Source organism: Rhizobium sp. SYY.PMSO (genome assembly GCF_046840415.1).
Lineage (GTDB): Bacteria > Pseudomonadota > Alphaproteobacteria > Rhizobiales > Rhizobiaceae > Rhizobium.
Map to the genome: position 1 here is coordinate 37,501 of NZ_CP177351.1, position 26,514 is coordinate 64,014.

The 26,514-nt window shown below is 55.6% G+C and carries 16 protein-coding genes, 2 tRNA genes, 2 rRNA genes and 1 pseudogene (1 of these 21 only partly in view); 13 read left to right on the forward strand and 8 right to left on the reverse strand.

Going from position 1 to position 26,514, the window contains the following annotated elements:
* The 5 genes and pseudogenes from ACJJVH_RS27000 to ACJJVH_RS27020 all read left to right on the forward strand — a co-directional run.
* Window positions 1-26 (forward strand) — tRNA-Ala (locus ACJJVH_RS27000) (it extends 50 nt beyond the left edge of the window).
* A 531-nt stretch (window positions 27-557) separates the two neighbouring features.
* Window positions 558-3,446: ribosomal RNA gene (locus tag ACJJVH_RS27005) — 23S ribosomal RNA — on the forward strand.
* Window positions 3,447-3,605: 159 nt separating this feature from the next.
* Window positions 3,606-3,720 (forward strand): 5S ribosomal RNA (gene rrf / locus ACJJVH_RS27010).
* A gap of 300 nt (window positions 3,721-4,020) precedes the next feature.
* Window positions 4,021-4,097 (forward strand) — tRNA-Met (locus ACJJVH_RS27015).
* Window positions 4,098-4,627: 530 nt separating this feature from the next.
* Window positions 4,628-5,663: pseudogene (locus ACJJVH_RS27020) on the forward strand (DUF1612 domain-containing protein).
* 79 nt (window positions 5,664-5,742) lie between these two features.
* On the opposite strand, the gene ACJJVH_RS27025 reads toward ACJJVH_RS27020, so the two are convergent.
* Together ACJJVH_RS27025 and ACJJVH_RS27030 are read right to left on the reverse strand one after the other, a co-directional pair.
* Window positions 5,743-6,897 carry a hypothetical protein gene (locus ACJJVH_RS27025; RefSeq protein WP_412066629.1) on the reverse strand — a complete coding sequence of 385 codons (1,155 nt, stop codon included), beginning with the start codon at window positions 6,895-6,897 and terminating at the stop codon, window positions 5,743-5,745.
* Window positions 6,898-6,924: 27 nt separating this feature from the next.
* Complete coding sequence (locus ACJJVH_RS27030) at window positions 6,925-7,980, reverse strand: N-acetyltransferase (RefSeq protein ID WP_412066630.1); 1,056 nt, start codon at window positions 7,978-7,980, stop codon at window positions 6,925-6,927.
* Window positions 7,981-8,336: 356 nt separating this feature from the next.
* Here ACJJVH_RS27030 and ACJJVH_RS27035 point away from each other — a divergent pair, with 356 nt between their 5' ends.
* Genes ACJJVH_RS27035 through ACJJVH_RS27045 form a run of 3 tightly spaced genes read left to right on the forward strand, consistent with a single transcriptional unit; the run spans window position 8,337 to window position 11,174 of the window.
* Window positions 8,337-9,128: a helix-turn-helix domain-containing protein gene (locus ACJJVH_RS27035; protein ID WP_412066631.1), complete on the forward strand. Its 792-nt coding sequence runs from the start codon at window positions 8,337-8,339 to the stop codon at window positions 9,126-9,128.
* Window positions 9,103-10,641, forward strand: a complete 1,539-nt coding sequence (locus tag ACJJVH_RS27040; protein ID WP_412066632.1) for a GNAT family N-acetyltransferase — start codon at window positions 9,103-9,105, stop codon at window positions 10,639-10,641. The genes ACJJVH_RS27035 and ACJJVH_RS27040 overlap by 26 nt, the downstream gene beginning before the upstream one ends.
* Window positions 10,638-11,174 (forward strand): ATP-binding protein, encoded by a 537-nt coding sequence (locus tag ACJJVH_RS27045; RefSeq protein WP_412066633.1) that lies wholly within the window; start codon window positions 10,638-10,640, stop codon window positions 11,172-11,174. The genes ACJJVH_RS27040 and ACJJVH_RS27045 overlap by 4 nt, the downstream gene beginning before the upstream one ends.
* A 135-nt stretch (window positions 11,175-11,309) precedes the next feature.
* Here the strand turns inward: ACJJVH_RS27045 and ACJJVH_RS27050 are convergent, their stop codons facing one another.
* Window positions 11,310-12,686 (reverse strand): DNA-directed RNA polymerase subunit alpha C-terminal domain-containing protein, encoded by a 1,377-nt coding sequence (locus ACJJVH_RS27050; RefSeq protein ID WP_412066634.1) that lies wholly within the window; start codon window positions 12,684-12,686, stop codon window positions 11,310-11,312.
* A 446-nt stretch (window positions 12,687-13,132) separates the two neighbouring features.
* Here ACJJVH_RS27050 and ACJJVH_RS27055 point away from each other — a divergent pair, with 446 nt between their 5' ends.
* Window positions 13,133-14,938 (forward strand): ATP-dependent nuclease, encoded by a 1,806-nt coding sequence (locus tag ACJJVH_RS27055; RefSeq protein WP_412066930.1) that lies wholly within the window; start codon window positions 13,133-13,135, stop codon window positions 14,936-14,938.
* Entirely contained in the window at window positions 14,923-16,698 is a 1,776-nt protein-coding gene (locus tag ACJJVH_RS27060) for a UvrD-helicase domain-containing protein (protein ID WP_412066635.1), read from the forward strand. The genes ACJJVH_RS27055 and ACJJVH_RS27060 overlap by 16 nt, the downstream gene beginning before the upstream one ends.
* Before the next feature lie 176 nt (window positions 16,699-16,874).
* Here the strand turns inward: ACJJVH_RS27060 and ACJJVH_RS27065 are convergent, their stop codons facing one another.
* Window positions 16,875-17,462, reverse strand: coding sequence for a hypothetical protein (locus ACJJVH_RS27065; RefSeq protein WP_412066636.1), 588 nt, complete (start codon window positions 17,460-17,462; stop codon window positions 16,875-16,877).
* Window positions 17,463-17,756: 294 nt separating this feature from the next.
* Between ACJJVH_RS27065 and ACJJVH_RS27070 the strand changes: the two genes are divergently transcribed.
* The 3 genes from ACJJVH_RS27070 to ACJJVH_RS27080 all read left to right on the forward strand — a co-directional run bounded on the left by ACJJVH_RS27070 (window position 17,757) and on the right by ACJJVH_RS27080 (window position 20,991).
* Window positions 17,757-19,307: a recombinase family protein gene (locus ACJJVH_RS27070; protein ID WP_412066637.1), complete on the forward strand. Its 1,551-nt coding sequence runs from the start codon at window positions 17,757-17,759 to the stop codon at window positions 19,305-19,307.
* A gap of 113 nt (window positions 19,308-19,420) precedes the next feature.
* Complete coding sequence (locus ACJJVH_RS27075; protein ID WP_412066638.1) at window positions 19,421-20,551, forward strand: DUF6551 family protein; 1,131 nt, start codon at window positions 19,421-19,423, stop codon at window positions 20,549-20,551.
* 209 nt (window positions 20,552-20,760) lie between these two features.
* On the forward strand, window positions 20,761-20,991 hold the full coding sequence (locus tag ACJJVH_RS27080) for a hypothetical protein (RefSeq protein ID WP_412066639.1): 231 nt from the start codon (window positions 20,761-20,763) through the stop codon (window positions 20,989-20,991).
* A gap of 460 nt (window positions 20,992-21,451) precedes the next feature.
* Here ACJJVH_RS27080 and ACJJVH_RS27085 read toward each other — a convergent pair whose 3' ends face one another.
* From ACJJVH_RS27085 to ACJJVH_RS27100, 4 genes are read right to left on the reverse strand one after another with little or no spacing between them, the layout of a single operon-like run.
* Window positions 21,452-22,450 (reverse strand): ABC transporter permease subunit, encoded by a 999-nt coding sequence (locus ACJJVH_RS27085; RefSeq protein ID WP_412066640.1) that lies wholly within the window; start codon window positions 22,448-22,450, stop codon window positions 21,452-21,454.
* Window positions 22,451-22,481: 31 nt separating this feature from the next.
* Window positions 22,482-24,020, reverse strand: coding sequence for a sugar ABC transporter ATP-binding protein (locus ACJJVH_RS27090; RefSeq protein ID WP_412066641.1), 1,539 nt, complete (start codon window positions 24,018-24,020; stop codon window positions 22,482-22,484).
* The gene (locus tag ACJJVH_RS27095; protein ID WP_412066642.1) at window positions 24,017-25,522 is read right to left on the reverse strand and encodes an FGGY-family carbohydrate kinase; all 1,506 of its coding nucleotides are present in this window, start codon (window positions 25,520-25,522) and stop codon (window positions 24,017-24,019) included. Before ACJJVH_RS27095 ends, ACJJVH_RS27090 begins: the two co-directional genes overlap by 4 nt.
* Entirely contained in the window at window positions 25,522-26,409 is an 888-nt protein-coding gene (locus ACJJVH_RS27100) for a class II fructose-bisphosphate aldolase (RefSeq protein WP_162703917.1), read from the reverse strand. The genes ACJJVH_RS27095 and ACJJVH_RS27100 overlap by 1 nt, the downstream gene beginning before the upstream one ends.
* Window positions 26,410-26,514 lie beyond the last annotated feature (105 nt).

The window sequence follows — 26,514 nt, forward strand, 5'->3', positions numbered from 1 at the left end:
CGGTTCGATCCCGCTCAGCTCCACCAAATCGATTGGTGTCGAGACTGACGGTAATGTCTTCTGAAGAAAAAAAGGTTTTGCATCGACCCTTATGGTCTGATGCGTGTTCTGCATACATTGTGAAGAGAAGATTGATCTGGAGGCTTCCAGGTGTTTTGGGTTTAGGCCTGAGACGTCCGAGCCCGGACCTTGTGATATCGTGGATGGCCTAGCCGGCTGGAAACGAAGGAGGGGACGGAGGTAGGAAGGAAGCTTGTCGCTCTGGATTGTCAGCGTAAATTGCGCAAGCGGTTTATCGCGTCGTTGTTGATACTCTTTGGAGTATCTCTGACGGACAATCGGATTACCGTTGCCTGACCGCGCGGTACCGGATTTAATCTCGAGAAGCTGGTCTTAAGACAGGCTGCAAGCGAGCTGCTCGGCGTAGCTCCAATAAAGCAAGCCTGTCGAACACGTCGATGGCATTGTTGATAGGCTGGGTTGTAAAAGGTAACCCGGTCTGTTGCCGTTTCCTGACGGAAACGGGCAACGAGACGATGAGCATTGGCAATGAGAACGATCAAGTGTCGTAAGGGCATTTAGTGGATGCCTAGGCATGCACAGGCGATGAAGGACGTGATACGCTGCGAAAAGCCGTGGGGAGCTGCGAATAAGCTTTGATCCATGGATCTCCGAATGGGGCAACCCACCTTAAATGCTTAGAAAATCAAGCGCGCCGTGGGGCGCGAGGCGGTAGGAATTGGGCAATAGGCAATAGGGTTCATTCACTATTGGCTGCTGCCTGTTGGCTATTGCCTGGAAGCGCGTCGAAGACGCGCTTGGTTTCTAAGCATTGTTATGAGGTATCTTCATCTGAATAAAATAGGGTGTAAGAAGCGAACGCAGGGAACTGAAACATCTAAGTACCTGCAGGAAAGGACATCAACCGAGACTCCGCAAGTAGTGGCGAGCGAACGCGGACCAGGCCAGTGGCAATGAAGTTTAAAGTGGAAGAACCTGGAAAGGTTTGCCGTAGAGGGTGACAGCCCCGTACGCGTAGATAGCTTTATTGTCCTAGAGTAGGGCGGGACACGTGAAATCCTGTCTGAACATGGGGAGACCACTCTCCAAGCCTAAGTACTCGTGCATGACCGATAGCGAACCAGTACCGTGAGGGAAAGGTGAAAAGCACCCCGACAAGGGGAGTGAAATAGAACCTGAAACTGGATGCCTACAAACAGTCGGAGCCCGCAAGGGTGACGGCGTACCTTTTGTATAATGGGTCAACGACTTAGTGTAACAAGCAAGCTTAAGCCGGTAGGTGTAGGCGAAGCGAAAGCGAGTCTGAACAGGGCGATATAGTTTGTTGCATTAGACCCGAAACCGAGTGATCTAGCCATGAGCAGGTTGAAGGTTGGGTAACACCAACTGGAGGACCGAACCCGCATCTGTTGCAATAGATTGGGATGACTTGTGGCTAGGGGTGAAAGGCCAATCAAACTCGGAAATAGCTGGTTCTCCGCGAAATCTATTTAGGTAGAGCGTCGAGCGAATACTCCCGGGGGTAGAGCACTGGATGGGCTATGGGGACTCACCGTCTTACTGATCCTAACCAAACTCCGAATACCGGGAAGTACTACTCGGCAGACACACGGCGGGTGCTAACGTCCGTCGTGAAAAGGGCAACAACCCTAACCTCCAGCTAAGGTCCCCAAGTCATGGCTAAGTGGGAAAGGATGTGAGGATCCCAAAACAACCAGGATGTTGGCTTAGAAGCAGCCATCATTTAAAGAAAGCGTAACAGCTCACTGGTCTAGTCAAGGGTCTTTGCGCCGAAAATGTAACGGGGCTGAAGCCATGCACCGAAGCTGAGGATGTGTAGCAATACACGTGGTAGCGGAGCGTTCCGTAAGCTGATGAAGGGATACCCGTGAGGGGTCCTGGAGGTATCGGAAGTGCGAATGTTGACATGAGTAACGATAAAGAGGGTGAGAGACCCTCTCGCCGAAAGACCAAGGGTTCCTGCTTAAAGTTAATCTGAGCAGGGTTAGCCGGCCCCTAAGACGAGGCGGACACGCGTAGTCGATGGGAACCACGTTAATATTCGTGGGCCTGGTGGAAGTGACGGATTGCTTAACTTGTTCACACTTATTGGATTGTGTGGGCGGGGACGCGGTTCCAGGAAATAGCTCCACCGTACAGACCGTACCCGAAACCGACACAGGTGGTCAGGTAGAGTATACCAAGGCGCTTGAGAGAACTATGTTGAAGGAACTCGGCAAATTGCACGCGTAACTTCGGAAGAAGCGTGACCCTTATGTGCGCAAGCATGTGAGGGTGGCACAGACCAGGGGGTAGCGACTGTTTACCAAAAACACAGGGCTCTGCGAAGTCGCAAGACGACGTATAGGGTCTGACGCCTGCCCGGTGCTGGAAGGTTAAGAGGAGGGGTGCAAGCTCTGAATCGAAGCCCCAGTAAACGGCGGCCGTAACTATAACGGTCCTAAGGTAGCGAAATTCCTTGTCGGGTAAGTTCCGACCTGCACGAATGGCGTAACGACTTCCCCGCTGTCTCCAACATAGACTCAGTGAAATTGAATTCCCCGTGAAGATGCGGGGTTCCTGCGGTCAGACGGAAAGACCCCGTGCACCTTTACTATAGCTTTACACTGGCATTCGTGTCGGCATGTGTAGGATAGGTGGTAGGCTTTGAAGCAGGGACGCCAGTTCTTGTGGAGCCATCCTTGAAATACCACCCTTATCGTCATGGATGTCTAACCGCGGTCCGTCATCCGGATCCGGGACAGTGTATGGTGGGTAGTTTGACTGGGGCGGTCGCCTCCGAAAGAGTAACGGAGGCGCGCGATGGTGGGCTCAGACCGGTCGGAAATCGGTCGTCGAGTGCAATGGCATAAGCCCGCCTGACTGCGAGACTGACAAGTCGAGCAGAGACGAAAGTCGGTCATAGTGATCCGGTGGTCCCGCGTGGAAGGGCCATCGCTCAACGGATAAAAGGTACGCCGGGGATAACAGGCTGATGACCCCCAAGAGTCCATATCGACGGGGTTGTTTGGCACCTCGATGTCGGCTCATCGCATCCTGGGGCTGGAGCAGGTCCCAAGGGTTTGGCTGTTCGCCAATTAAAGCGGTACGTGAGCTGGGTTCAGAACGTCGTGAGACAGTTCGGTCCCTATCTGCCGTGGGTGTAGGAATATTGACAGGATCTGTCCCTAGTACGAGAGGACCGGGATGGACATATCTCTGGTGGACCTGTTGTCCTGCCAAGGGCATAGCAGGGTAGCTATATATGGAATGGATAACCGCTGAAGGCATCTAAGCGGGAAACCAACCTGGAAACGAGTGTTCCCTATCAGAGCCGTGGAAGACGACCACGTTGATAGGCCGGGTGTGGAAGTGCGGCAACGCATGAAGCTTACCGGTACTAATAGCTCGATTGGCTTGATCGTTCCCATTGCCAGTGCTCATCTCAGGCTGAATGCGAAAGCATTCATGCGGCATGAGCAATCCAAAGACGTGTTCAAATAGACAAAACGAAGTGAAAACTTCACCAGCTTCTCAAATCGGGCCAAATCCGCAAGGTTTGGCCCGAAGTTGCGCTTTGCCGACCTGGTGGTTATGGCGGGGTGGCTGCACCCGTTCCCTTTCCGAACACGGCCGTGAAACGCCCCTGCGCCCATGGTACTTCGTCTTAAGACGCGGGAGAGTAGGTCGCTGCCAGGTCTGCTAATCGCAACTCAGGCTAAATCGCGTAAGCGGTTTATGCCCTCGCATAAATCTTCTCTGATCGAATAACGGCTCGGCCGTGTTGCAATAGGCCGCTCATGCGGCCTTTGTCGCTTCTGAAATATCTCTTCCGGTTTTGCCCGGATGAAGCATGAACCGCGAAGCGGTTCACGCAAGCGCGATAAGCCGCAACCCGGCTTACGCTGGTGGCGCAAGCCGAAAAGCTTGCTCTGGCGCGACAAACCGCTCAAGCGGTTTGCGCTGGACGCGATAAACCCTTCGGGTTTACGCTGGTGACGCGGGGTGGAGCAGCCCGGTAGCTCGTCAGGCTCATAACCTGAAGGCCGCAGGTTCAAATCCTGCCCCCGCAACCACTCTACAGCACGACGTGCTGTCCGGCAGTAGCCCAAAACTACGATACAGTACGCCAAGCACTGCGATCAGACGCTAAATCCCTGACATAAAACACAAATTACAAAACCGACAGGTGCAAAGCGGGCAGGCGCCGGCGCGGCCACGCCATATGGTCGAGGTACATACAACGTCGTATGCTCACGCCGCCTCTCGCTAGGCCGGGAGCGTTAACGCAGAATGCTGCCCTATATAACGCGCAGTTGGTCGCGTGCCACCTCAGACGCCCTTACGAGAGAAAATGGCTAAGATGCGAGTATTGCTTAGTTTTAGACTGACGCGTAGCGAATAATTATATCCCAATAAATCTCGTCACGATTAATGTATAATTATAAAGTATTATAATTTGTGTAATTATGATTTTCTATAAATGTGAATACACGTTTATACAATCAATAATTGATACTTATCGATGGTTAGTTTATCAACCCGTAGTCATACCATGTGGTGAGCTCCAATATTTGTATAGAGTTCCTTTAGCAAATCATTTGCCATGATTTCAATGGCTTACGATATCGTGAAGATCAGCATGACAGACCTCATGCGGCCGGCTTTCAATGCCGGCATCGCACTCGCGCGTGTAGACGAGCGCATCGCTTGCTCGCCGGTCGGGATCGGGGCTTTCGAACGCGTGCACTTCGCTGACGCCTGCGCCTCGCTGTGGATCGACGGTGAACTCGTCCACCTCGAAGACCTCGTCCTTCACGACGCGACCCGCCACATCCGCACCCCTACCCACGAACTCACCATCGCCCGCGACGTGTTGCGCACTCGTCGGCGGATCGCCGCGCAGTTACCGGATTGGCCTTTGTCCCCAGAGGGTATCCGAAATCTACGACAGATGGCGGACATCAATTCCGTCGATGTGGCAGGGACGCCCGGCGGCACCATAAGTCCAGCGTTGAACAGCGCGGACGGGGACGGAGGAGATGATGCGGACAATCTGCCCGGTGTCGACTATGCCGCCATCGATGCGCTGCTGATTCGAGGCGGCGATTGAAGAGGCAAAGCGTCCCGGCCGAGCCGACAGCAACAGGGCGGCCGATAAGAATCCGCTCGTCTACGATCTCGACTGGGACGAGCTTTCCGTGCTTCAGCATGCGCCTTGGCTCGGCCGGCTGTTTGCCGCTTCGATCCTTCGGGAAACCGGCATTTCCACCGGTGCCCATCTCGCGGCCATCAGTCTAGGCCTGAAAACCATTCCTGTCGATCGGCGTCGGCATCGCGATCGCGAAATCCGGCTGCTTGCCATCGCCCACGGCCTGATTGCGGCTGCCGAGATCGGCATGAAGGAGCATGACCGGCTGGCCCTGGCAAAAACGATGTTCGAGCGAAAACTGGAGGGGCGGCGGGCGTCATCAAAGCTGCCGGAACTGGTCGAGCTCGTCATGGCAAAGCCCCTAGTGTGGGCCGGGATGGTGGCAAAGACACTCTAGGTCACGCCACAGGCGGCGCGGCGGATGGTGTTGGAGCTCGGCCTCAGGGAGATGACGGGGAGGGGGATGTTTCGGGCGTGGGCAATAGTCTGAAACTTCGTGTGGCTCATGCCTTTCGATGCATACGGAACCCATTTGATATTTGGTCTGCGAACAGCGCAGGTCGACCCACCTACTTCCTCCCGTGTTTTAATGCCCTAAAAAACGCTCGACGAAGCTGACCAGCTCTAGTTTCAAGCCAGGCCCAAACTCCAGTCCGAGCTACCGCCCACAAAATGGCAAGTCCGCCCAACCAGTACGGCAGTGTTGTATGGGTAGTCCCCCAATAGTTCTTGCCTAGATCATACATTGCGCTCCCGATAGCACCGAGCAAAATGACACCGATCATATAAAAAAGCAGGCCGGGAGTGCTCGCCTGGAAACTTGCGAAGGCCGTGAAATCCTGAATTGGTTCTTCTTTAGAGCCTTCTCGCCAGTGATAAATTATCAGGCGAGAAAGGAGCCGCTCCTCTTCCGCAGCATCTTGGGCAGGAATCTCGCGACCACGAAGGTAAGATGCCCAAAGTTTTGCTTCGAGCCTTCGTACCTTGCGTATGGGAGCATGCTGGGTAACGAGCGCATGACCGAGCTCGCGTATTAGGAAATAATGCACTCGAACGATATTGAACGCGTTGGCGGAAGCCCGCTTCGCGATAGAATATGGGAAGCTGCGCTGTTCGTTGAGCCTTAGCTCGGTCAACTCTAGCCGCTGCGACGAGCTGACGAAAATTTTCTCCTGCCCGATTATTTCCTGGGTGAAAAGCGATTGAGAGTTACCCGTCAGATGGAGGCGTAGGCGAAGATACTGTGGTCCAGACCCGCCCGCCCGGAGGCGCGTGCACATGGCCTCGGTAAATGTTATGGTTGAACCCGTCCCCTTAAGAGCATCTTCAACTGGCTCCAGCGTTAGATCATCGCCGATGTTGACTTTGTGTACCGTGACGAAAGGCTCGCCGTTTTTTGTCGTCTCGTATCGCAGATCGGTTTTGCTACCGACCTCGACCACCATGTTAAAAACCGCGTCCAGCGTTTGGCCATAGGCCATAACGGTACTCAAATCCTGAAACTGGTCGAGCCGCAAGAGCACTGGGAAGTAAATATAGATGCGGTTGACTGACTTAATGTCGGTCAGCCGAAGGCCGATGTCTAGAAAATTCGTCTTTGAGGGATTGTCCCGCCAGAGGTTGAAGTGGATCTCAACGCTAGGCTGCTCAAGGTTTACATTGACCGCCTGACTGGAATTGCCACCGCCCTCCGGCTCGTACCATATCGCCAAAGTCCCATTCATTTTGCATCAGACCTTTCAGCGCAGCTATTAGTTCACGATCAGATTCTCATCGACTTCGCCGAGATCCAGAATGCTAGTGAATTGAGCGTCGCTCAGCGCACGCAGATCCCATTTGGGCTGTGCACTTATGCCTACAACATCAAGCAAGGCGGCTCGATTTGGGCGCTTCGAGAACGCGGCGTTGTAAGTGAGTTTGGCGACATAGAGAGGCCTGCCGTCGTTGTAGCGGTCCCTCAGTTGCTGCTCACTGAATACGCTGTGATCCTTCGCAAAGGACACAAATGTATCAGCGTCCTTGAAGTGCTTTCGTGAATAGGTTTCTTCGACCACACATACCGATGTCGCCACCGAACGGAAGTATGCCTTTCCTTGGATGTCAGTCGTGCGGTAGATGACGACCAAATCGCCTCGCTTCATACGATTGAGCGACAGACCGGCGATGTACACTTTGTGGATCGTGTTGGTGTGTGGAACATCATCTTCGGAAGCCGGGTCCTCTGTCTTGAGGATTGAGTCCGGTAGAAGGTCAGTGTGAAATTCAGGTTTGATAGCCAAAAGCCATTTCGATTTGCCAGCGGTTTGCATCAGCGGGTAGTCTTTTACTATGTCATGCGCGAGACTTTCAAATGAGCGAAGTAGGACAAGCTCTTCTCCATTTGGGGTGGATTTCACGCCTTTCTGTTCAAAACCATAGCGTTTGAATAAATTTACAAGGGATACGTGGGTGTCGAAAACTGTGACATATACTTCCGACGCCTTTTCAAAGATTGCATGATCAAAAATTCGCTTGATGATCCTTTCGCCAAGCTTGGTTCCTCTCGCATTGACTTTAAGTGTGCCGACTTTGAGCCGGCGCTTGGCTGGAAGGGGAGGGTGAACGTCCGAAATCTTTCCCGTTTCCACCTTCATATAAAGGAAGCCGCGAATACCTCGTCCTGGATTTCCATCAATAACATAGACAGGTTCAGTTGCTTTCCTAGCGAACCAGTCCGAAAACTCCTTATACTGGGCTTTCAGACTATCGAAGAACTTGTCGTTCAAATCCACGTCCTTGAATTTTGTCGGGCGTAACGTCTGCCCCATGCGCCTTCCCCCGAATCGTATGTAAATATAGGCTAACAATAACTCGAATAGACCACCATCACTGCACAATTTGAAGTGGGGATGAGCGCCTATCGTAAGTCGCTATGCTAAATAATATTCGCGTCAATGCCATAGCTGACTATTACCCAGTGATTCGGAGATGGCATGCCTGGCGGCGCGAAAGTTGGTACTGTCGGCACGACAAAAAACGCATTGGGTGAGGCACGGGCCGCTGAAAATTGCGTCAATCTCGCGTAATTGTAGAATAAATGTCCGGAGCATTGTGAGCAGCCACAATATTCCTTGCGAGGAATGTTTCTTCACGGTAGCAACTCCACAACACGGAGTAGCATGGCATGGGCAGACTAGCAGGAAAAGTTATCGAGGCTTCAGCGGCGACTGAGCCTCGCGATGAGCACGCAGCAGGTGTCGACCTGCGGCGACTTCGACTGCTCTCCGGCCTGACCCAAGCTGAAATGGCGACCCGAATGAATGTTCAACAGGCTGCTATCTCAAAGCTTGAAAAAGGGGGCGAGGTTCACCTATCGACTGTGAAACGCTACGTGGAAGCTCTTGGAGCCTCGCTGCGCGTGGATGCTGTCTTTCCTGCCGACGCTCGCCTAGTTCTTCGGGTACAGGAAGCATTCGATCTTGAGTATGGGAGCGATGATCAGCTCGTTTTCCCACTCATGGCAGATGAGCCGTTTCGCCCGCAACGAGATGTCGTGCTTTCCATTCGCCCGCAATATTCAGCGAAGATCATGGAAGGCCGGAAGACCGTCGAGCTTCGTCGGCGGTTTCCTGTTTCGGCTCCCAGTGGAACTATGGCCTATATTTACTCAACCTCGCCCGTCAGGGCGATGGTGGGAATTGCTGAGATCAAAGATGTGCTGAAACTGCCAGTGCAGCAAATATGGTCCGAGTTTGAGGACACGGCATTTATCCAACGACACGATTTCGATAGCTATTTTCACGGTCTTGAGTTTGGGTTCGCTCTTCTATTTGAAGAAGTAAAGCCATTCTCCAGACCCGTCCCGCTTACCGAACTTCGCGAAAAGTTTGGTTTTGAACCACCACAGTCGTTCCTTTATGCAAGCCGCGATCTGCGAAAGGCCCTGAGAGATGAGGCAACAGTCGTATCTCATTGATACGAACATTCTTATCGGTCTAGAGGACTACCGCGCTGTAGAAGCAGCCTACGCCAAATTCTCGAGCCTCGCCGCAGCCCATAAGATCACGATCTTCGTACACGAGGCTGCTCGCGACGACATAGCCCGCGACAAAAACGCGGAACGCCGTCGGATATCTCTTAGCAAGATCTCAAAGTACCAAGTCCTCGGCAAGCAGCGAGGCCTTGGCCAAGCTGATCTCGAGGCCGAATTCGGCGCTCTGAAACGTCCAAATGACGTAGTGGATGCCACGCTTCTCCATGCCCTGAAGAGCGACGTAGTCGACTTTCTCGTGACGCAGGATAAGGGGCTTCACGAGCGTGCATTCAAACATTCAGCTGAGCTCGGCCGACGTATCCTATTCGTTGGCGACGCAGTCGATCTGCTAACACAGACATACGAGCCTAAACAGGTCCCTATCCGGCATGTTGCCGAGGTTGAAGCCCACACCATCAATCACAAAGACAGCTTCTTCGACAGCCTCCGCGAAGGATATCCGGAATTCGATGATTGGTGGCGTGAGAAGTGTGTTCGCGAGCGCCGCCCATGCTGGGTCGTATATGATGACGATGAACTGGCGGGGTTAATCGTTCGGAAAGGTGAGACGGCCACCGACACGGATGCGGTGACGAAAGCCAGCAAAATTCTGAAGGTTTGTACCTTCAAGGTTGCTCCGGACAAACGTGGCGTAAAGCTTGGTGAACTGCTCTTGAAGCAAGTCCTTTGGTATGCACAGCGCAACCGCTACGACCTCGCGTATCTGACCACTTATGAAGATCAAGCGGCACTAATGAACCTCTTGGAATTCTATGGTTTCATCCGCGCTGGCACAAAAGATAATGGCGAGTTCATCTACGAACGCACATTCTCCTCTGCGAAACTACTCGATGATCCCGCTGTCAACGCTTTCGATGCGGCGAGGAAGCACTACCCCCGCTTCCTCGTTACCGAGAAGGTTCGAGGTTTCGGGATCCCGATCCAAGAAGACTATCACGACACCTTATATCCAGATCTTTGGAAACCGAAACAGCCGGATTTCTTTGTCGGCGCCTCTCGGGCGGACCGCCCGAAGCGGCCAGGGAACACTATCCGCAAGGTCTATCTATGCCGGGCGCCGTCTAAGCTTGGAGAGGCGGGCTCCCTACTGTTTTTTTATAAAGGGGTATCCAAGGAGAGCCCCTCACAGGCGATGACGACACTAGGAATTTTGGAAAGCGTTACATACGCAAGCTCCACCAGAGAGTTGATGCAGTTAACCGGCGGGCGATCCGTCTACAGTGAGCAACAACTTGATCGGTGGAAGGCGACGGCAGCTAAACCGGTCAAGGTTATCAACTATCTCCTGGCAGCCTATATAGATCCCGCAGTCGGGTTGAATGAATTGCGAGATCTGGGCGTTGTGAACGGAAGCCCACAACAAACGATTTACGAAATTCGGTCAGATGTTCTTGCACGGCTTCTCAATCGGGCTAACTTGGAGTTCGATATATGAACCAGCGCACGATTGCATTCGTTGGCATCTCTGGAGTCGGAAAATCCACCTTTCTTAGATCAGCCGCCAAGAAAATAGCATTTCAGCACCTGACTGCCGGATCGCTCATCTGTAGAGCGCGCAAGTCAGTGCGTGTCCGCGATCTACTTCGCTTGCAAAACTTGGACGAGAACCAGCGGGTCTTGGTTGCAGGCTTTCAGATGGCAAAAGCTTCCACAAGCCAACTGGTCGTGATGGATGGCCATGTAATCGTTGACGGTGCTGATGGTTTGCAGGCAATCAGCAGTAACGTTTTTGCAGCTCTAGGTGCCGATGCTATCGTCCATCTTAAGGCCGAGCCAGTGCAGATCCTGACAAACCGCGAAGGGGAAAAATCTCGTGATCGCCCGAGATTGACACTCAGTCAGCTTGCCGACCATCAGTCCCGTTCTATAGATGCAGCTTCCACCATCGCATTATCTCTGTCTATTCCATTCAAATTGCTCACTTATGAGCAGATTGATGAGTTTTGCTCATTTGCTACCAGTTTATAGATCGCCTAGTTGATATTTCCTTGTCACAGGTTCGTGCCTATGCATCGAAGCGGTCGAGGAAAGTGCTTGACGTGGCAAAGCGGGTCAGCCCCTCACTTCCATTTGTTTAGATTGCCACGCCCGCTAATGCTGAGTTCAGCTAGATGGCTTGCTCTTTCTGCTGATGTTTGAACGTCGGCCATCGGGTGGAGTCGATGGTAGTGTGAAAGGTTCTTGGTTCATTTGATTGATAAGCATGCTGATCGCTAGTTGAATATCAGAAGGTAGATCCTTGAAAAGCTGGATAATCGGCGCCTCTGCGGACGAAAGAAACTCGGCTGCCCGTTGCGCAACAACAGATCGTGGTGCCAGTTCGGATCCTACGGCACCTAACCACACCGTGGTCGCAGCGGTCGCTGCGGCGATGACCATATTGCGGACGGACAGCACACCGCGAGTGGATGCCTTGTAACTCACGGGCCCTTTCCGGCTGCTAGATTCTAACAACCCCCTAACAGCTTCGGCGATGTCTTGCGCGATCAGCTCATTGCGCACTGCAAAATCGGTGGCGTCCTGTGCATGAGTTACAAGGGTGATCTGTGATAGAAATTCGCCGGTTTCGTTATCAATTTCACGAGCGCTGGGAAATCTCCTTACCCAGGGCGCGACTGTTTTAACCAAATCCTCTAGGGGTCGGCGAACCTCAGGCCTCAAACTTTCAGCGAAGCTGAGTTCACCTGAACGTATCTGATTGTCCAATTCCAAAAAGGAGCCAAGCTCAAGGGCCGCGCTGTAGACTTGCCCAATAACCGATGGAATACCCTCGGTGGGGCGATCCAGAAGAGCAATGAACCGTCTATTTGCAGCGGTAATAGCCGACCAACCGTATTGATTATCAAGTGATCTTGCCGATTCGGCAAATGCTTCTAACTTGCGCCGAGATTCTTGATGCAGCTGCTGCGTTATTGGATGTGATGCGGCTGTCTCGTCGCTTTCGTCGCCCTCGAAGTCGATCTCTAGCGTCTCTCGGCCTGGCCTGAAGGTGGTCCCCAGCTTAACTTGAGGAATGCCGCGTACCTTTTCGGCAATCGATACCTTTTCCGCCAATTGCTCTATGTTGGAGGGAGGCCAGTCGGGTAAATCCATTCCCAAGCGAAGCGCGAAATGGGCCAACACTTCCTTAAGCTCAACGAGCGACTTACGACCGAAATTCGGCAAGCGTAACACCTGGTACTCGGTCATCTGCACCAGATCGCCTACAAAGACCCGATCTGTCGAAAGGATAGCAGTTGCCGTGCTCACTGATAACTCAAGCTCATCGATTCGTAGGAACAGGTATTTATTCAGCGGCTCGGCACGACCCTCGGATGCCCGCTCTTGGCTCTCCTCGAAGTCAAACAATAGCTTGGCTGCCACACGACTTGATTTCACGTCCAGTTTTTTGCGAGCCTGGCTGAGATGGTAGTTAACGGTGATGGTGTTGATCTGCAGTTTCTGGCCAATCTCTCGCGCCCTTAGGCCCTGATGGGCCAACCTCAAGACCTCGGTCTGCCTTTTGCTCAGTCCCTTGAAGCTGCTACTCCGCAATGAATGTCCCACCTCTGTCCGTTCTGCGAAAACGAGTCCCCTAATCGGCATGTATAGTGAAACAGGGCAAAACCGTCGAGAATATTTGCAGTTAGGGTTTGGTCACGATGCGATTACTTTGATTGCCTCCGATTTATTCGACGGTTGTTGGACAGTGCGAGAACGGCGGGGCTCTAAAGGTCGGAGTAAGCACTTGGTTTTACCTCCGTTTATCGACCCTGCGTCTATGGCTTCGCTCTTCGAACTGTGGTCGAAAGACGCTTTTGAGTGGTTAGTCGGAAGATTTCTGCACCATTCTGTGGCAGCACGAGATTGATCACACACTTGTTTTGGCCATCCACTTAATGCAACCATGAATCGCAGTCTTTGGTCGCGCGACAGCCGGGGGGATGATGCGAGTAGCTCGAATAGTGATCCAGAATTTTCGCACATTCGCGTCACTCGACGTGAATGTCGCGGATGATCTGTGCTGTATCATCGGAGAAAACAATACTGGAAAGACCGCGATCCTCCGTGCAATCCAAATTTGTCTAGACAACATGCTGCCGTCGAGTTTCCGGGCACTTATGCGCGAGGACATCCACTCCGCGATCGATATCGCCCAGCCCAGCCAGGTTCTGATAGGAATTGAACTGGCTGGGTTCGAGGGACGTGTGAATGAAGAAGCGCTAGTTAGTACCTGGAAGACGGCTGCGGACCGCGCGCGTATATTCTACCGCTTCCGTCCGGGGCCAGCTGTCCGGGAGCAGCTTGCAAGTGGCGACATCCTACCCGGGGCGCTGACCCTCGAAGATTATCAGTGGGAAATCCGGGGTGGCGGTGACCCTGCCATCGACCTCACGGAGATTGCCTGGGATGACGACGGGATCGGCGAGTCGGTGCGCTTTGCAGATCTGCAATCTTACCTTCTTGTTCATCTGCCTGCGCTCCGCGATGTCGAGAGCGACCTGCGTAATCCCCGCCAGTCGCCACTCATCCGTCTGATCGAGGCGTTCGAGATTGATGCGGCCGAGCAGGATGCCCTAATCGCCATCCTCGACGAGGCCAACCAGGCGATCGCGAACTCGGCGACTATTGCCGAAATAGCAGGGGCAATTGACGCACGGTTCAAGGATGTCTCTGGCCCCGCGTTTGAGATGGACGCCACTCTCGGCCTCTCCGCTGCGACCTTCCGCGCGATCATACGCAACCTGAAAATCATTCTATCAGACCTTTCACTTACCTCGTTCGAACCTGGCCGCAACGGTCTTGGGATGAACAACATTCTCTACATTGCGATCCTGATGGAATACCTGCAGCGGCGGATCGCGCTTAACCGCTCGGCCGGCCAATTGATACTGATCGAGGAGCCAGAAGCACATCTTCATCCTCAATTGCAGTTCTCGTTGATCGCGGCACTGCGGGCGATCAACGTGCAGACCATCCTGACCAGTCACAGCACCCAGGTGACCTCTCAGGTTCCATTGAGCAGCATTGTATCTCTCACCAAGCGCGAGGACGCGACCATCGCTGCCGGCAATCTCGCGCTCAATGCCGCGCTGACCGCGCCAGAAATTGCCGATCTCGAACGCTATCTTGACGCAACCAAGAGTGCATTGCTTTACGCCCGTAAAGTCATGCTGGTCGAAGGGCCTGCCGAGATGTTCCTGATCCCGGCACTGATTGAGCAGGTGTATGGCGTGAAGCTCGAGCGGCTCGGTATCTCAGTTATTGCGATCCATGGCGTCCATTTTGACGTCTATGCCAAGCTGTTCCGCGCCGGATCACTTGAGAAAAAATGTGCCATCGTGGCCGATGCTGACATGAAGCCCTCCGACGCCGAGGACTTCGATCCAGACATTGGCACTCCAGATCTCGTGGCCCTGGAAAATGAGTTTGTGTCCACGTTCGAGGGCGCCACCACTTTCGAACGAGAACTAGTATCGCTTGGGCGCCTGCCTATGCTTGTCGAGACCGTCCGTGCTCTTGGCGCGCCGCAGATCCTCGCACAGATGGAGCAGGGGTTTGCAACGCTTGCGCTCGGAGGACTGAGCCCCGCCGATGAGACCGCACTCCGTATCGAACTTGGCCGTATCACACTCAATACCGCCAAGCGCTTTGGCAAGGCGCGCTTCGCGCAGATAGCCGCGCGCTATGCCCACTTCGCGACTGATTTGCCGGCCTATATCGAGGAGGCGTATGAGTGGCTCACGGAATGATCCGGCTTACATCGGAACAGCGCGAGGCGGTTGAGTATGATGGCAACCTGCTGCTGACAGCGTGCCCAGGAAGCGGCAAGACGCGGGTTATTCTCGCAAAGCTGCTGACGCTGGCCGATAAGGTTGTCGGCACGCCGCAGTTCATCGGCTGCATTACCTACACCAATGCTGCAGTCGATGAGATCGAGACCAGATTACGCACCTACGGCACTCAGGCGATAGCAGAACGCTGTGAAATCTCCACGATCCACGCCTTCTGCCTGCAATTCATTCTTCGCCCCTACAGCTGGCTGTTACCCGAGGTGCCGGCGTCGTTTCAGGTGCTCTCCCGAGAAAACAGTCAGTTTGAGCAGATCGTGACGGCGGTCGAAGACGCATTCGGTCGCATGCCCGCCGGCCAGGTGTTCGAGGACTATGAATCGCTTCGCATCGACGTAAACGGCGACCCCTGCGGACAAGGGATCGAGACAGGTATTGTCACTGCGGAATCCGCCGCGCTCTATTGGGAGCGCGTCCGCGCCCACGGATACCTCGATTTCGCGATGATCCTCTATTATTCATGGAAGGTTCTTGAGCAACATCCGTTCGTCGGACGCGGCATCGCGAGCCGCTTTGCTTGGCTGCTAATCGACGAATTCCAGGACACAACGGACATCCAGATCGCCATCTTCGGAGCACTCCGGGAGTTCCTCCACACGCGCTTCTTTCTCGTCGGTGACCAGAACCAGTCGATTATGAGCTTCGCAGGTGCGCGTCCCGAACTCGCCGAACAGTTTGGAAATCAGATCGGCGCGCACCGAGATACGACTTTGACCGGCAACTTCCGATGCGGACCGGAGATTGTCGGCACTGCATCAACACTGATCCCGACCGTGCCGCGGATGCAGGCGGCGGGCGATGCCGCGCAAATCGCGGCACAAGTGAACTACGTTAATGTCGAAAGGCCGATTGACGCCATCACCGACTATTTTCTGCCCGCCTTACAGAATGCCGGCATCCCGCTCGGCAAGGCCGCAATTCTTGCACCGTGGTGGACACATCTCATTCCCGTTGCCCGTGCCCTCAGAGAATTGGACGTGCCAGTCTTTGGCCCGGGTGCACGGCCCTATCGACGTCGGCGACTGCTTGCCGGGCTTGCCGAGCAACTCGGAGCTTGCGCCGAGGCAGGCAATTACCTCGGACTCCCGGGGGTGGAGCGGGCGCTGTTTCGGCTCATCGGCGACCTCACCGGTAATTCGCGATATGACATGTTCAGTTATGAAGGGCGTCGGTTGGCGCTTGGCCTGATTTATCTCGCTCGTTCGCTTGCTGAAAAGTATCCGGGCGGCGTCGCTTGGCTGCGCGCCATCGCCCGCGAAGCTGGTGACTATCTAAAACAAGAGGAATGGTTGCCTGGCAGCGCCAAACAGCCGCTGATCGATTCCGCCGAGGAAATGCTATCCGACATGAAAGCCAGTGAGGTTGACCTGGCAAATCTGCTAATCTCCGATATGGGCCTGTTTGCCAATCCTGAGCAGGCGCTCAAGCTGATTACGCTGCACAATTCCAAGGGACGCGAATTTGAGGGCGTTGCTCTGATCTGTATGAATCAGGGCAGTATCCCGCATTTTTCGACATCGACGCAGGAGGCGTACGACGAATCTCGGCGATTGTTCTACGTCGGCCTGACCCGTGCTAAGCGCATCTTGCTCGTCGCGTCAGATCAGTCCCACTGGAGAAACAAGCCGACCCCCTTCATCGCGGAGGCTGGTCTTGGGTGATGCTATCCGTCACGCATCTTTCGATTGCCGTTTGCGGTCGGCGATTTCTTAGAAATCGGCAAGCTTTTTCCCGTTGCGGATCTGGGCGGTGAAGAATTCCAGAAACTTCATCTAAACATTGGCGGGAACATTGGCCAGAGCTGTCGGCAGTCTTGCCGAAAACAGGACAAGGTCGCTCATCGAATATCCCGGAAATTCATGATCGTTGCACGCACGTAGTTCGGAACATTCAAGACTCCCTGCCAAGGCCGGCCGTAGGCACGGCCGATCAATATGACGTTTTGCGGGAGAAATGGGAATGCCGCATTTTCAACAGTCTCAGCATCGACCCTGATCTCATCAGCATGAATGATCTTATTGCAGGCCTCCCGCAGCAACAGGTCTTCGGTGACCGTCTCTGTCCGACCTTCCGTGGTCAGCGTCCCACAAATCAACGTAACCGGTACAAAGCTCAGCTCATCTTCATCGCGGCGCGGACCACTCATGTGATCGTCATGCGACCGGTTCATTACCGCTGTTCCAATTAAGAGATGGACAAGCTCATCTTCAACGAACTGATCACGCAAGCCGACGAGAAGATGATAACCATCATCCGGCAACAAAGCGAGGGCGCGGTCACCCATGACGAGGCTGAGCAACCGATAGACATCTTTCAGGACGGTATCGGCGTTAATGACGTAATTGTGTCGACCGATCCAAGCTCGTTGGACTGTAGCATTGCGCTCCACCGGAGCGCCTTCATTTCGAGTCGGTCGGCGGGCCATAGAGTACATTCCTATATGTTAATAAATGACATTATGACATGTAATCAGAGCCTTGGTGTCAATTGATTTGGCGGGTCGAGGGTTCAAATACCATCAATAGCAGTATTTATTTCATAGGCTGCGGATGGTCGATTGGCGGTGTCAGAGCGTGGACGTTGAGGCATCGGCGCCTTTCGCGTGGTGCAGGTAGTACATCTTCCTCCTGCTTTCCTCTGGATAATGTGACGTACAACTTCTCTCTGGCCCTGGTTGCTGGCAAAGGGCGTTCCCCCTTTTGAAATGCCAGGAATGCCAATGCCGGACGTTGCCCTCTATGCCCGATACTCCTCCGATCTCCAGAGCTCGCAGTCGATTGACGATCAATTCAACCTTTGCCGCCAGTTCGCAGAACGTCAGGGGTGGAAGGTCGCCGGATACTATCGCGACGATGCCATCTCGGGCGCCAGTATCCGCGGTCGGGAGGGAATTATCCGATTGCTGGATGATGCGCGGGCAGGGCGGTTCGACACCTTGTGTGCCGAGGCACTCGACCGAATTTCTCGTGATCAGGAGGACATGGCTCATATTTACAAGGCGCTTCGATTTCGGGGAGTTGTCCTGCATACGGTGGCCGAAGGACTAATCGACGAGATGCATATCGGCCTTAAGGGCACGATGAATGCACTGTTCCTCAGGGATCTGGCCGAGAAGACCAGACGAGGCCAACGCGGACGGATCGAGAAAGGCCGTTCAGGCGGAGGTCTCGCCTACGGCTATGACGTATCCAGTGATGGTGAAGGCGGTGCCGGAGGCCGCTGCATTAACGAGCAGCAGGCGATTGTCATTCGCCAAATCTTTGTAGCCTTTGCTAAGGGAGAGACTCCCAATGCTATTGCTGCTGCGCTGAATCGGGAAACCGTTCAGGGGCCGGGCGGGCATTCTTGGGGTGCCACCACCATTCGTGGGCATCGGGCGAGGGGGACCGGTATTCTCAACAACGCCCTTTATCGCGGAGAGCTTGTCTGGAACCGCCAGCGCTTCATCAAGGATCCAATCACCGGAAAGCGTCAGGTACGCCTAAATCCGGAGACGGAATGGGTCATAAAGGATGTTCCCCATCTGCGGATTATCGACGAAGTCTTATGGCAGGCAGTCAAGGACCGGCAACAGGGGGCAGAACGGCGTCATGGAGGTGTTCGTGACGGTGTCCGGAAATCCAGAGAAGCTCGGGATCTTGGCCTCAAGATGGCTCCCTCGAACCTCTATCGTCTCCTGACCTGTGCGCAATGCGGTGGCGAGTTCTGTAACGTCGGGAGGGATCGTTACGGCTGTGCGGAGCATTACCGGCGAAAGACCTGTGGCAGTGGCAAGACGGTCCAGCGAAGAGTGATGGAAGCAGCGGTCAGAGATATTCTTGCCGAGGCTGCCATGTTGATCACCCACCACGCGGACGCGTTGACCAACGACGAGCAGGTGAACGCCGATGAACAGAGCCGCCAGATACAAAAGGATCGATTGCAGCTTGAGAAGATTGACCGACGACTTCAGGGACTGATGTCCGCCATCGAGGATGGGCTATATACGCCAGCCTTGAAGACGCGCTTCCAGCAGCTCGAGGATCAAGCTGAAAGCCTGCGAGTGAGATTGCAGGTCAGTGGGCGGATACTGGCGCCTGCAAAACGGGAAGCAGGACACAAGTGGAGCGAATTGCGAACTCTGATTGCCAGATTGCAAGCGAGTGACACCGAGTATGATGTCCTGCAGTTCAAGCAAATGGTCGGAACGATCAACGTCATTCCCGGAACAGCTCGCAGCACTTCCAGGTTCTCGCCGGCGTGGCAGCTATTGAATAAAACCATGAAATAATAATAGCTGCCTGCCAATTTTCCCAGCTGCTCGTTCGTTCTCGTTAGTGAAACATACCGCCCATAGCCTGTGGCGTCGTGCGCATAGGGCCGCGACGTTTCAGGAGAACGATAATGACGCAACAGCAATCACTACCGCTGGCCGGAAGCATTCGTACATGGCTTAACGACGGTTCTGCGATGCCGTCCTGGGTTTGCGATCGAATAACGGAAGACAAGTCACCCAACGGATCTTTCCTGATTCCGACACCTCTCGGCACAACTCGCGTTCACGCTGGCCATGTTGTCATCGAACATGGTGGCAAGTTGTGGTGCCGCGAACCGGAGGAAGTTCCTGAACTTCTGGCGGGTTTCACTGCCGAAATCGCTCCGGAAATCACGGCTATCGGCCCAGGGAAATCCGCTCAGTTTGGCACGAAAAGTAAAACCGGTTCTGGGGGAAAGCGCGGAAGCGAACGGAAGATTGCCTTTGGCGCGCCGCGTGGCACCATGCCAAGTATTGAGTGGGTGCATGTTGCCGCACTGACGGTGGACAGTTCTTATCAGCGATCTATCGACAACGACGGATCGCGCCGCCTTATCGCTAGCATCGCCGCAAACTTCGATTGGCGGCTTTGTGCGCCTCTGGTGGTATCGCGGCGACCTGACGGTTCAAGGGTAATCATCGACGGACAGCATCGTTGGGCTGCAGCCGTGCGCCGGGGAGATTTGCTGCAGTTGCCTTGCTGCCTTTTCACCTATGGCAGTCCAGAAGATGAGGCACGCATGTTCATTGTTGCGAACAGGGCGCGTAAGGCGATGAACCGTATGGATGACTTCCACGCGGCCCTTGCTGCCGGCGATGAGGATGCCCTGGATATTCGACGGCTGGTGTCTGAGGCAGGATTGGCTATCGCCCGAAGCACTTCGTCAACTGCATGGAAGCCAGGAGATGTCACTTTTACGTCTTCGATTGCCACCGCGCTTCGCAGACATGGTGACGCAGTCGTTTCGGCTGCTCTGACCTGCATGGCTGAAGCATATAAGGGTGAACCACTTATACACGGTGCTTCGATCTTCGGTGCGCTCGTGCGTATCTATGCCAATCCCCCCGAGGGCTTTGATCCCGACGAACTCGTACCAACACTAAGGCGATTCCCCATGGCGGAATTGAGCGAGATGGTTCGGGATCAAAAGGGAGGTGATGCCCGCGCGTTCGCACTGTCGAAAGCCGTCATCAAAGCGTTGAACAGGGCAGATGCGTGACCGTTTGATAATTATCTGCCGCGCTCAATGGGGAGCGCGGCAGACTGCACTTCAGATATTCGGGCGATTGTGCTTTCTTGAAATTACAATGGTAGTGAGGCCTTTCTGCCGTGCTGTAGAAGGGCGAACGTCACAATCGCAATCGGGTACATCGTGTGGAAGAGTCAAAAGGCGTTATAACGATACGGCTCTCGGAAGCGGACACCGCAGTGGTTAAGCGTGCAGCCGACCAATGTGGTCAGTCGCCGGTGGAGTGTGCGCATACCTCCATTCTACGATTAGCAGACGACGTGATAAATGGGCGTTTGATTGTCATGACCCCCGAAGGGCTTTCGGATTTCTGCATGGCTTTATCAGGGCCGGCTGCACCGGTTCCGGAAATGGTCGAACTGATGAATTGGTCAGCGCCTTGGGAGCGAAGACGCGCTGCCGATAAATAATCTGCCCCTGATGTTACCCCCGGTCGCCGTTGTAAGTGCTAGGCGGTGGCTATGAGTGAACGCTTAGACTGGTTTCTATCCGTGTGTAATTATCGCTAGGTTACTACGCGACTGTACGAAATAGGCCGCTTTTACCGCCGTTCGTAAGAGATTTTAGTAAAGAATGGCGCCGTTGCGATGATCGCAAGTAAAGATGAAAGCAGGCCCCCGCAACCAAGTCCCTCACATCGTGAAACTAAATCGCATGAGCGCCGGCGAAAGGCTGGCCTTTCTGGCACAAGCGTTTGTAGGGCGAGCTATACCACCCGTGGGCCTGTTCATCGCATGCCGGTGTCTTCGCCTAACGTCGAAATTTATCCGCAACAATGCCTTCGATCCGTCATGCCGGCGCTGGTCCGACAGCGTTTGGTCGAGCCCGGACGTCGTCGTATCACACAATTTTTACCTTAGGATAATTGCTTCAGGTTCGAGCGCCATGCTGCAGGCGGAAGCGATCTAGTGCGACCGCACAAATGATGATCAGGCCCTTGACGATATACTGCCAAACATCAGGAACGCCTGTCAGGATGAGACCGTTGGACAACACAGCGATGATCAATGCGCCGATCAGCGTACCCCAGATCGACCCGATGCCACCGACGAAGGACGTGCCGCCGAGGATGACGGCGGCGATCGCGTCCAGTTCATAGGATTGACCAAGCTGCAGGCCGTTTGCTGCATAGAGACGAGCTGAGGCCATGACGCCGCCGAGGCCGGCAAGCAGACCTGAGGTGCCGTAGACGAACAGAAGAACTCGACCGACGTTGATCCCGGTTAGTCGCGCAGCGTGCACGTTGCCGCCGAGCGCATAGATATGCATTCCGAGAACGGTTCGCCTCAGTATGAACCAGGAGATAATGACAGCGGTAAGAGCGATCAGAACCAGAATCGGCACACCGAAGACACTGCCGTTGCCGATCACCGCAAATGGCAGATCGGAATTGAAGACGGTCGTGTCGTGACCCATCAGCCGTGCGATACCGCGAATGGCGGTCAGTCCACCGAGCGTGACGATGAAGGGGGGAAGTCTCAATCCGGCAATAAGCAGGCCGTTGATCAGGCCGAAGCCGAGGCCACAAGCAAGCGCGGCGGGAATGGCGAGCATTGCGAACGTCGGGTCGAGGGAAACGATAAGTGCTGCCATGGCTGAGACCGCCAGCACCGAACCGACGGAGAGATCGATCCCTGCTGTCAGGATCACCAGCGTCATGCCACATGCGAGCACGAGATTGATCGATGCTTGTTGCATGACGATCAGCAAATTTCCAAGCGACAGGAAGCGGCCGCTCATCAATGTGAAAGCGATCGCCAGCACGATGAGCACTGGCAACATGCCGAGCGTGCGGATGAGCGAGATTGCGGCTGCGCCCGTGCACGTCGGATTGGATTTGGTCGCCGTTTCGAGGCTGGACGATTGCATGCGATTCCTCCCTATGGACGTCGCGGCGTTTTCAGGCTGCGGGCTTCGGTGCGTCTGCCTCGCCCATGGCGATGGAGATGATGGCTTGTGGACTGATCTGTGAGCGTTCGCCGATTTCGGCCACGATGCTTCCCTCGCGGATAACCAGGACACGATCCGACAGGCCAACGATCTCGGGCAACTCGCTCGATATCAGCAGAATGGCCACGCCCGACATCGCCAGCCTGTCTATCAGCTTGTAGATTTCGGCCTTCGCGCCGATGTCGACGCCGCGTGTCGGCTCGTCGAGGATCAAGACCTTCGGTGCGGTCTCCAAGAGGCGGGCCAGCAGCACTTTCTGCTGGTTTCCGCCCGACAGAGCACCCACCGTGGCCTGACCCGAGGATGCGCGGACGGCGAGTGCCTCCATCGCCGCGTCCGTGCGTCGGCGCGCGGTCGCAAAACGCCGCAGGCCGAATGGCCGGGCATCTCGCGCTGCGACGGCAATATTGATGTTGTCATCGATCGTCATGTCCAGGAAGAGACCCTGCTCCTTGCGGTCTTCCGTCAGATAGGCGATCCCTGCTTTCATCGCGTCCGCGGGAGAGCGGATTATGTGTTGCACGCCGTTGATCGAAATGCTGCCGGACGAGGTGCGATCGGCCCCGAAGATAAGGCGGGCAAGTTCGGTGCGGCCGGAGCCGACCAACCCCGCGAGTCCGACGACCTCGCCGGAGCGAAGGACGAAGGAGGCCGGCGCGACCTTGTCACCGTCCGTCAGGTTCTCGATGGTCAGCACCGGTTTCGCCGAAGCGTTCGCGGCGTCGGCGCGGGCTGTCTTGAAAAGCTCGCTGATATCGCGGCCGACCATCATCCGCACCAGCGTCTCAGCCGACAGCTCTGCGCGCGGTAGCGTGCCGATATAGCTTCCGTCCCGGAGCACCGAGCAACGATCGGCAAGCTGGTAGACCTCGGCCATGCGATGCGAAATATAGACAACCGCAAGCCCCTCCTTTCGCAGTTGCTCGACAAGCGTGAACAGACGTTCGGTTTCGCGTGACGAGAGCGCTGTCGTCGGTTCATCCATGATGAGGATACGGGCCTTAGCCGATAGTGCCCTTGCAATTTCCACCATTTGCATTTCGGCGATCGAGAGCGTCGCCACCAAGGTGTCGGGCTCGAAATCCACACCGAGCCGCCGCAGCATGTCCGCGCAAGCGTCCCGCATCGAACGCCGATCAGCTAAGAGGCCGTGACGCGGCTCGCGACCAAGCGCGATATTCTCGGCAACGGTCAGGTTGGGGGCGAGCGACAATTCCTGGTAAATGATCGAGATGCCGAGTTTTCGGGCATCCTGCGGGTCGGACAGCGTAATCGGATAGCCGTCGATCAGGAATTCGGCGCCGGGGTCGGGCATGTAGGCGCCTGACAGGATTTTCACGAGGGTCGACTTTCCGGCCCCGTTTTCGCCCATCAGCGCATGGATTTCGCCTGCGAAGAGCTTCAACTCGACATTCTTCAGGGCTTCTATCCGGCCGAAGCACTTGCTGACGTGGCGCATTTCAAGGATCGGCACGCTGGTATCGGTCATTCCTCTCCCTCCGTTTCGAGCACGGCCTTCAGGTCCGGCAGCAGCGCGTCGTAGGCCCTCGTTAGGTCTGGATCCGGTGCAACGTCCCGCCATGCGATATCGGGGAGACGGGCTGCGTCGCGCGCGTCCGCGAAGAGGCCTATGGCGAGGCCGCCAACGAGCGCTGCACCGAGCCCGGCCGCTTCGCCGACGTCGGGAAGCCCGAGCGGCAATCCGGTCATTGCGGCCTTGATCTCGTTGGCGAGACTGTTGCGCGCACCGCCGCCGGTGACCACCAGCCGTCGCGGCGAAAGACCGGCAAGCCCGGTGAAGAGATCGAGGTTGATGACGAGCCATGCGCCGAGCGCCTCCACGCCGGCGCGCAGGAGGTCGCCCGACTGGACTTCGGTGCCGATGCCGGCAAAGGTGGCTCGCCGGCCGCGATCGTTCCAGGGGGCGCCGGTTCCTTCGAGAAAGGGCGTCAGCCGTATGCCCCGCGCTCCGGCGGGCGACTGCCGGGCCATATTCCAAAGCATCGCCGCTGTTTCCATCGATGGTTCCGGTCCGGAAAGACGAGCGACGAGCCAGTCCAGGAAGCCGCCGGACGCCGGCGTGTGTCCGGAGAGAAGAAAACGGCCCGGTACCACATGCGGGTAGCAGTCATAGGCGCCGTCGCCGGCCTCATGATAGGTCAGCGGTCGTTCGACCACGGTTTTGATCGCTTCGGATGTCCCGGTGGAATCGATGATATCTCCCGGTTCGGCCAACCCGCAGCCAAGCCCCGCGCAGGGATGATCATGACCGGCGTTGACGATCGGCGTCCCTGCTTTAAACCCGGTCGCTCGTGCCGCGCGATCCGATAGCCGCCCCGCGACGACGGCCGAAGGGAGAAGTCTTGGTAGCGCATCCGGTGACAGTCCGGCGGCCGACAGGATTGTCTCCGACCATTGCCCGGTGTTTCGATCGGCCAAACCGCTACGGGCGGCCAGCGACGGGCTTGATGCGAAGGCCCCGCTCAGAAGATAGGTGGCGTAGTCGGACACCATCAGCCAACGTCTGACCGCGGCAACCCGTTCGGGCTCATGCTGTCGCCACCAAGCGAGGCGATGCACCGTATAGATATCGTCGTCCACCATGCCGGTGGTATCGAACCAGTCTCCAGCATCGAGATCGAGCGAGAGCCGGCTGTTTACGGTACGACGATCATACCAGGTCGGGCAAGGGGTGAGGGGTTCGCCCTCGGACGAAAGGCCGATGAAGCTCTCGCCGATGCTCGCAATGGAGATTGCCGCGATCCGCTCAACATCGTTCTCGCCCAGGCGCTGACCAAGTTCGGCCAGCCCTTCCATCAGATTGCGGCGCAGTGCCGGCAGATTGAACTGCGCGGCGCCGGCCGAGGGCCGATCCACACTCATCGTCCGCCGCACCACCGCCTCAAGCTGTCCGCTTGGCCTGGCGGCAACGAATTTGAGATTGGTCGTGCCGATGTCGATGCCGACGAGAATGGGATCGGAGAGTTGCATCAGGCCGCCGTTTTTCTCATCCAGGTCATGAACGCTTCGCCTTGGCCGGCTGATCCGAGATCTTCCATCTTTTCCTCTATGACGACTTCGGCGGCCCGCTGCGCGGGAACCAGCGCATCGATGATGGCGATGCCGATGGAGTTTTCCGTCAGCACACGCTTTAATTCACGGTTATAGGCGGTGATGATATCGGAAAACAGGATGACCAGCGACACGCCCGCGGCGGTGGCGGCGCGCATCTGATCGCGCGGATTGCCCGACCCACCATGCATGCAGATCGGAACGCCGGTGGCTTTCCGCAGTTCAACGATGCGCTCGATGTTGAGTTTTGGCGTTGCCTTCTGCTCGCCATGAGCGGAGCCGTGGACGTTGCCGATCGCCGGTGCCAGAATCGTCGCGCCGCTTTCCTTCACCAGCTTCACTGCCTCTGCCACATCGGCGAGATCATCGTCGGTTTGGATGGCGCCATGTTCCATGTGGCCGATCGAAGCTTCGACGAGGATGCCGAGCGGACGTGCCGCATCAACGACTTCCTTGACCAGGCGGATGTTTTCTTCCAGCGGCTTTTCTGCCGCATCGAGCATGACACTGGTGCAGCCAGCGCGGATCGCGTCGATCGTATCGCCCAAGGTCTCGCCGTGATCGAGACTGATGCCGACCGGGACGCTTGCTTCGGCGGCCAGTTGCTTGGCGACCGCCGTCAGCGTATCGAACCGGGTAATCTCACGCACATCGGGGTGGATGCGGATCACCACCGGCGAATTCTTCCGCTCGGCGGCCACGATCGCGGCCTGAATAATCTCCGTGTTCATGGAGACAAAGGCGCCGACGGCATATTTGTTGTCGGATGCGTGCGTGAGGAGATGTTGCAGGGAAACGAGTGGCATGAAGTGGTTCCTTGGTTGATGCCGGCGATCCGCGTCGACACCCGGCGTGACCGGCTGCCTTCGCGGGCGAAGGTTGGGCCGGCGAGAGGAGCCGGCCCAAAAGAA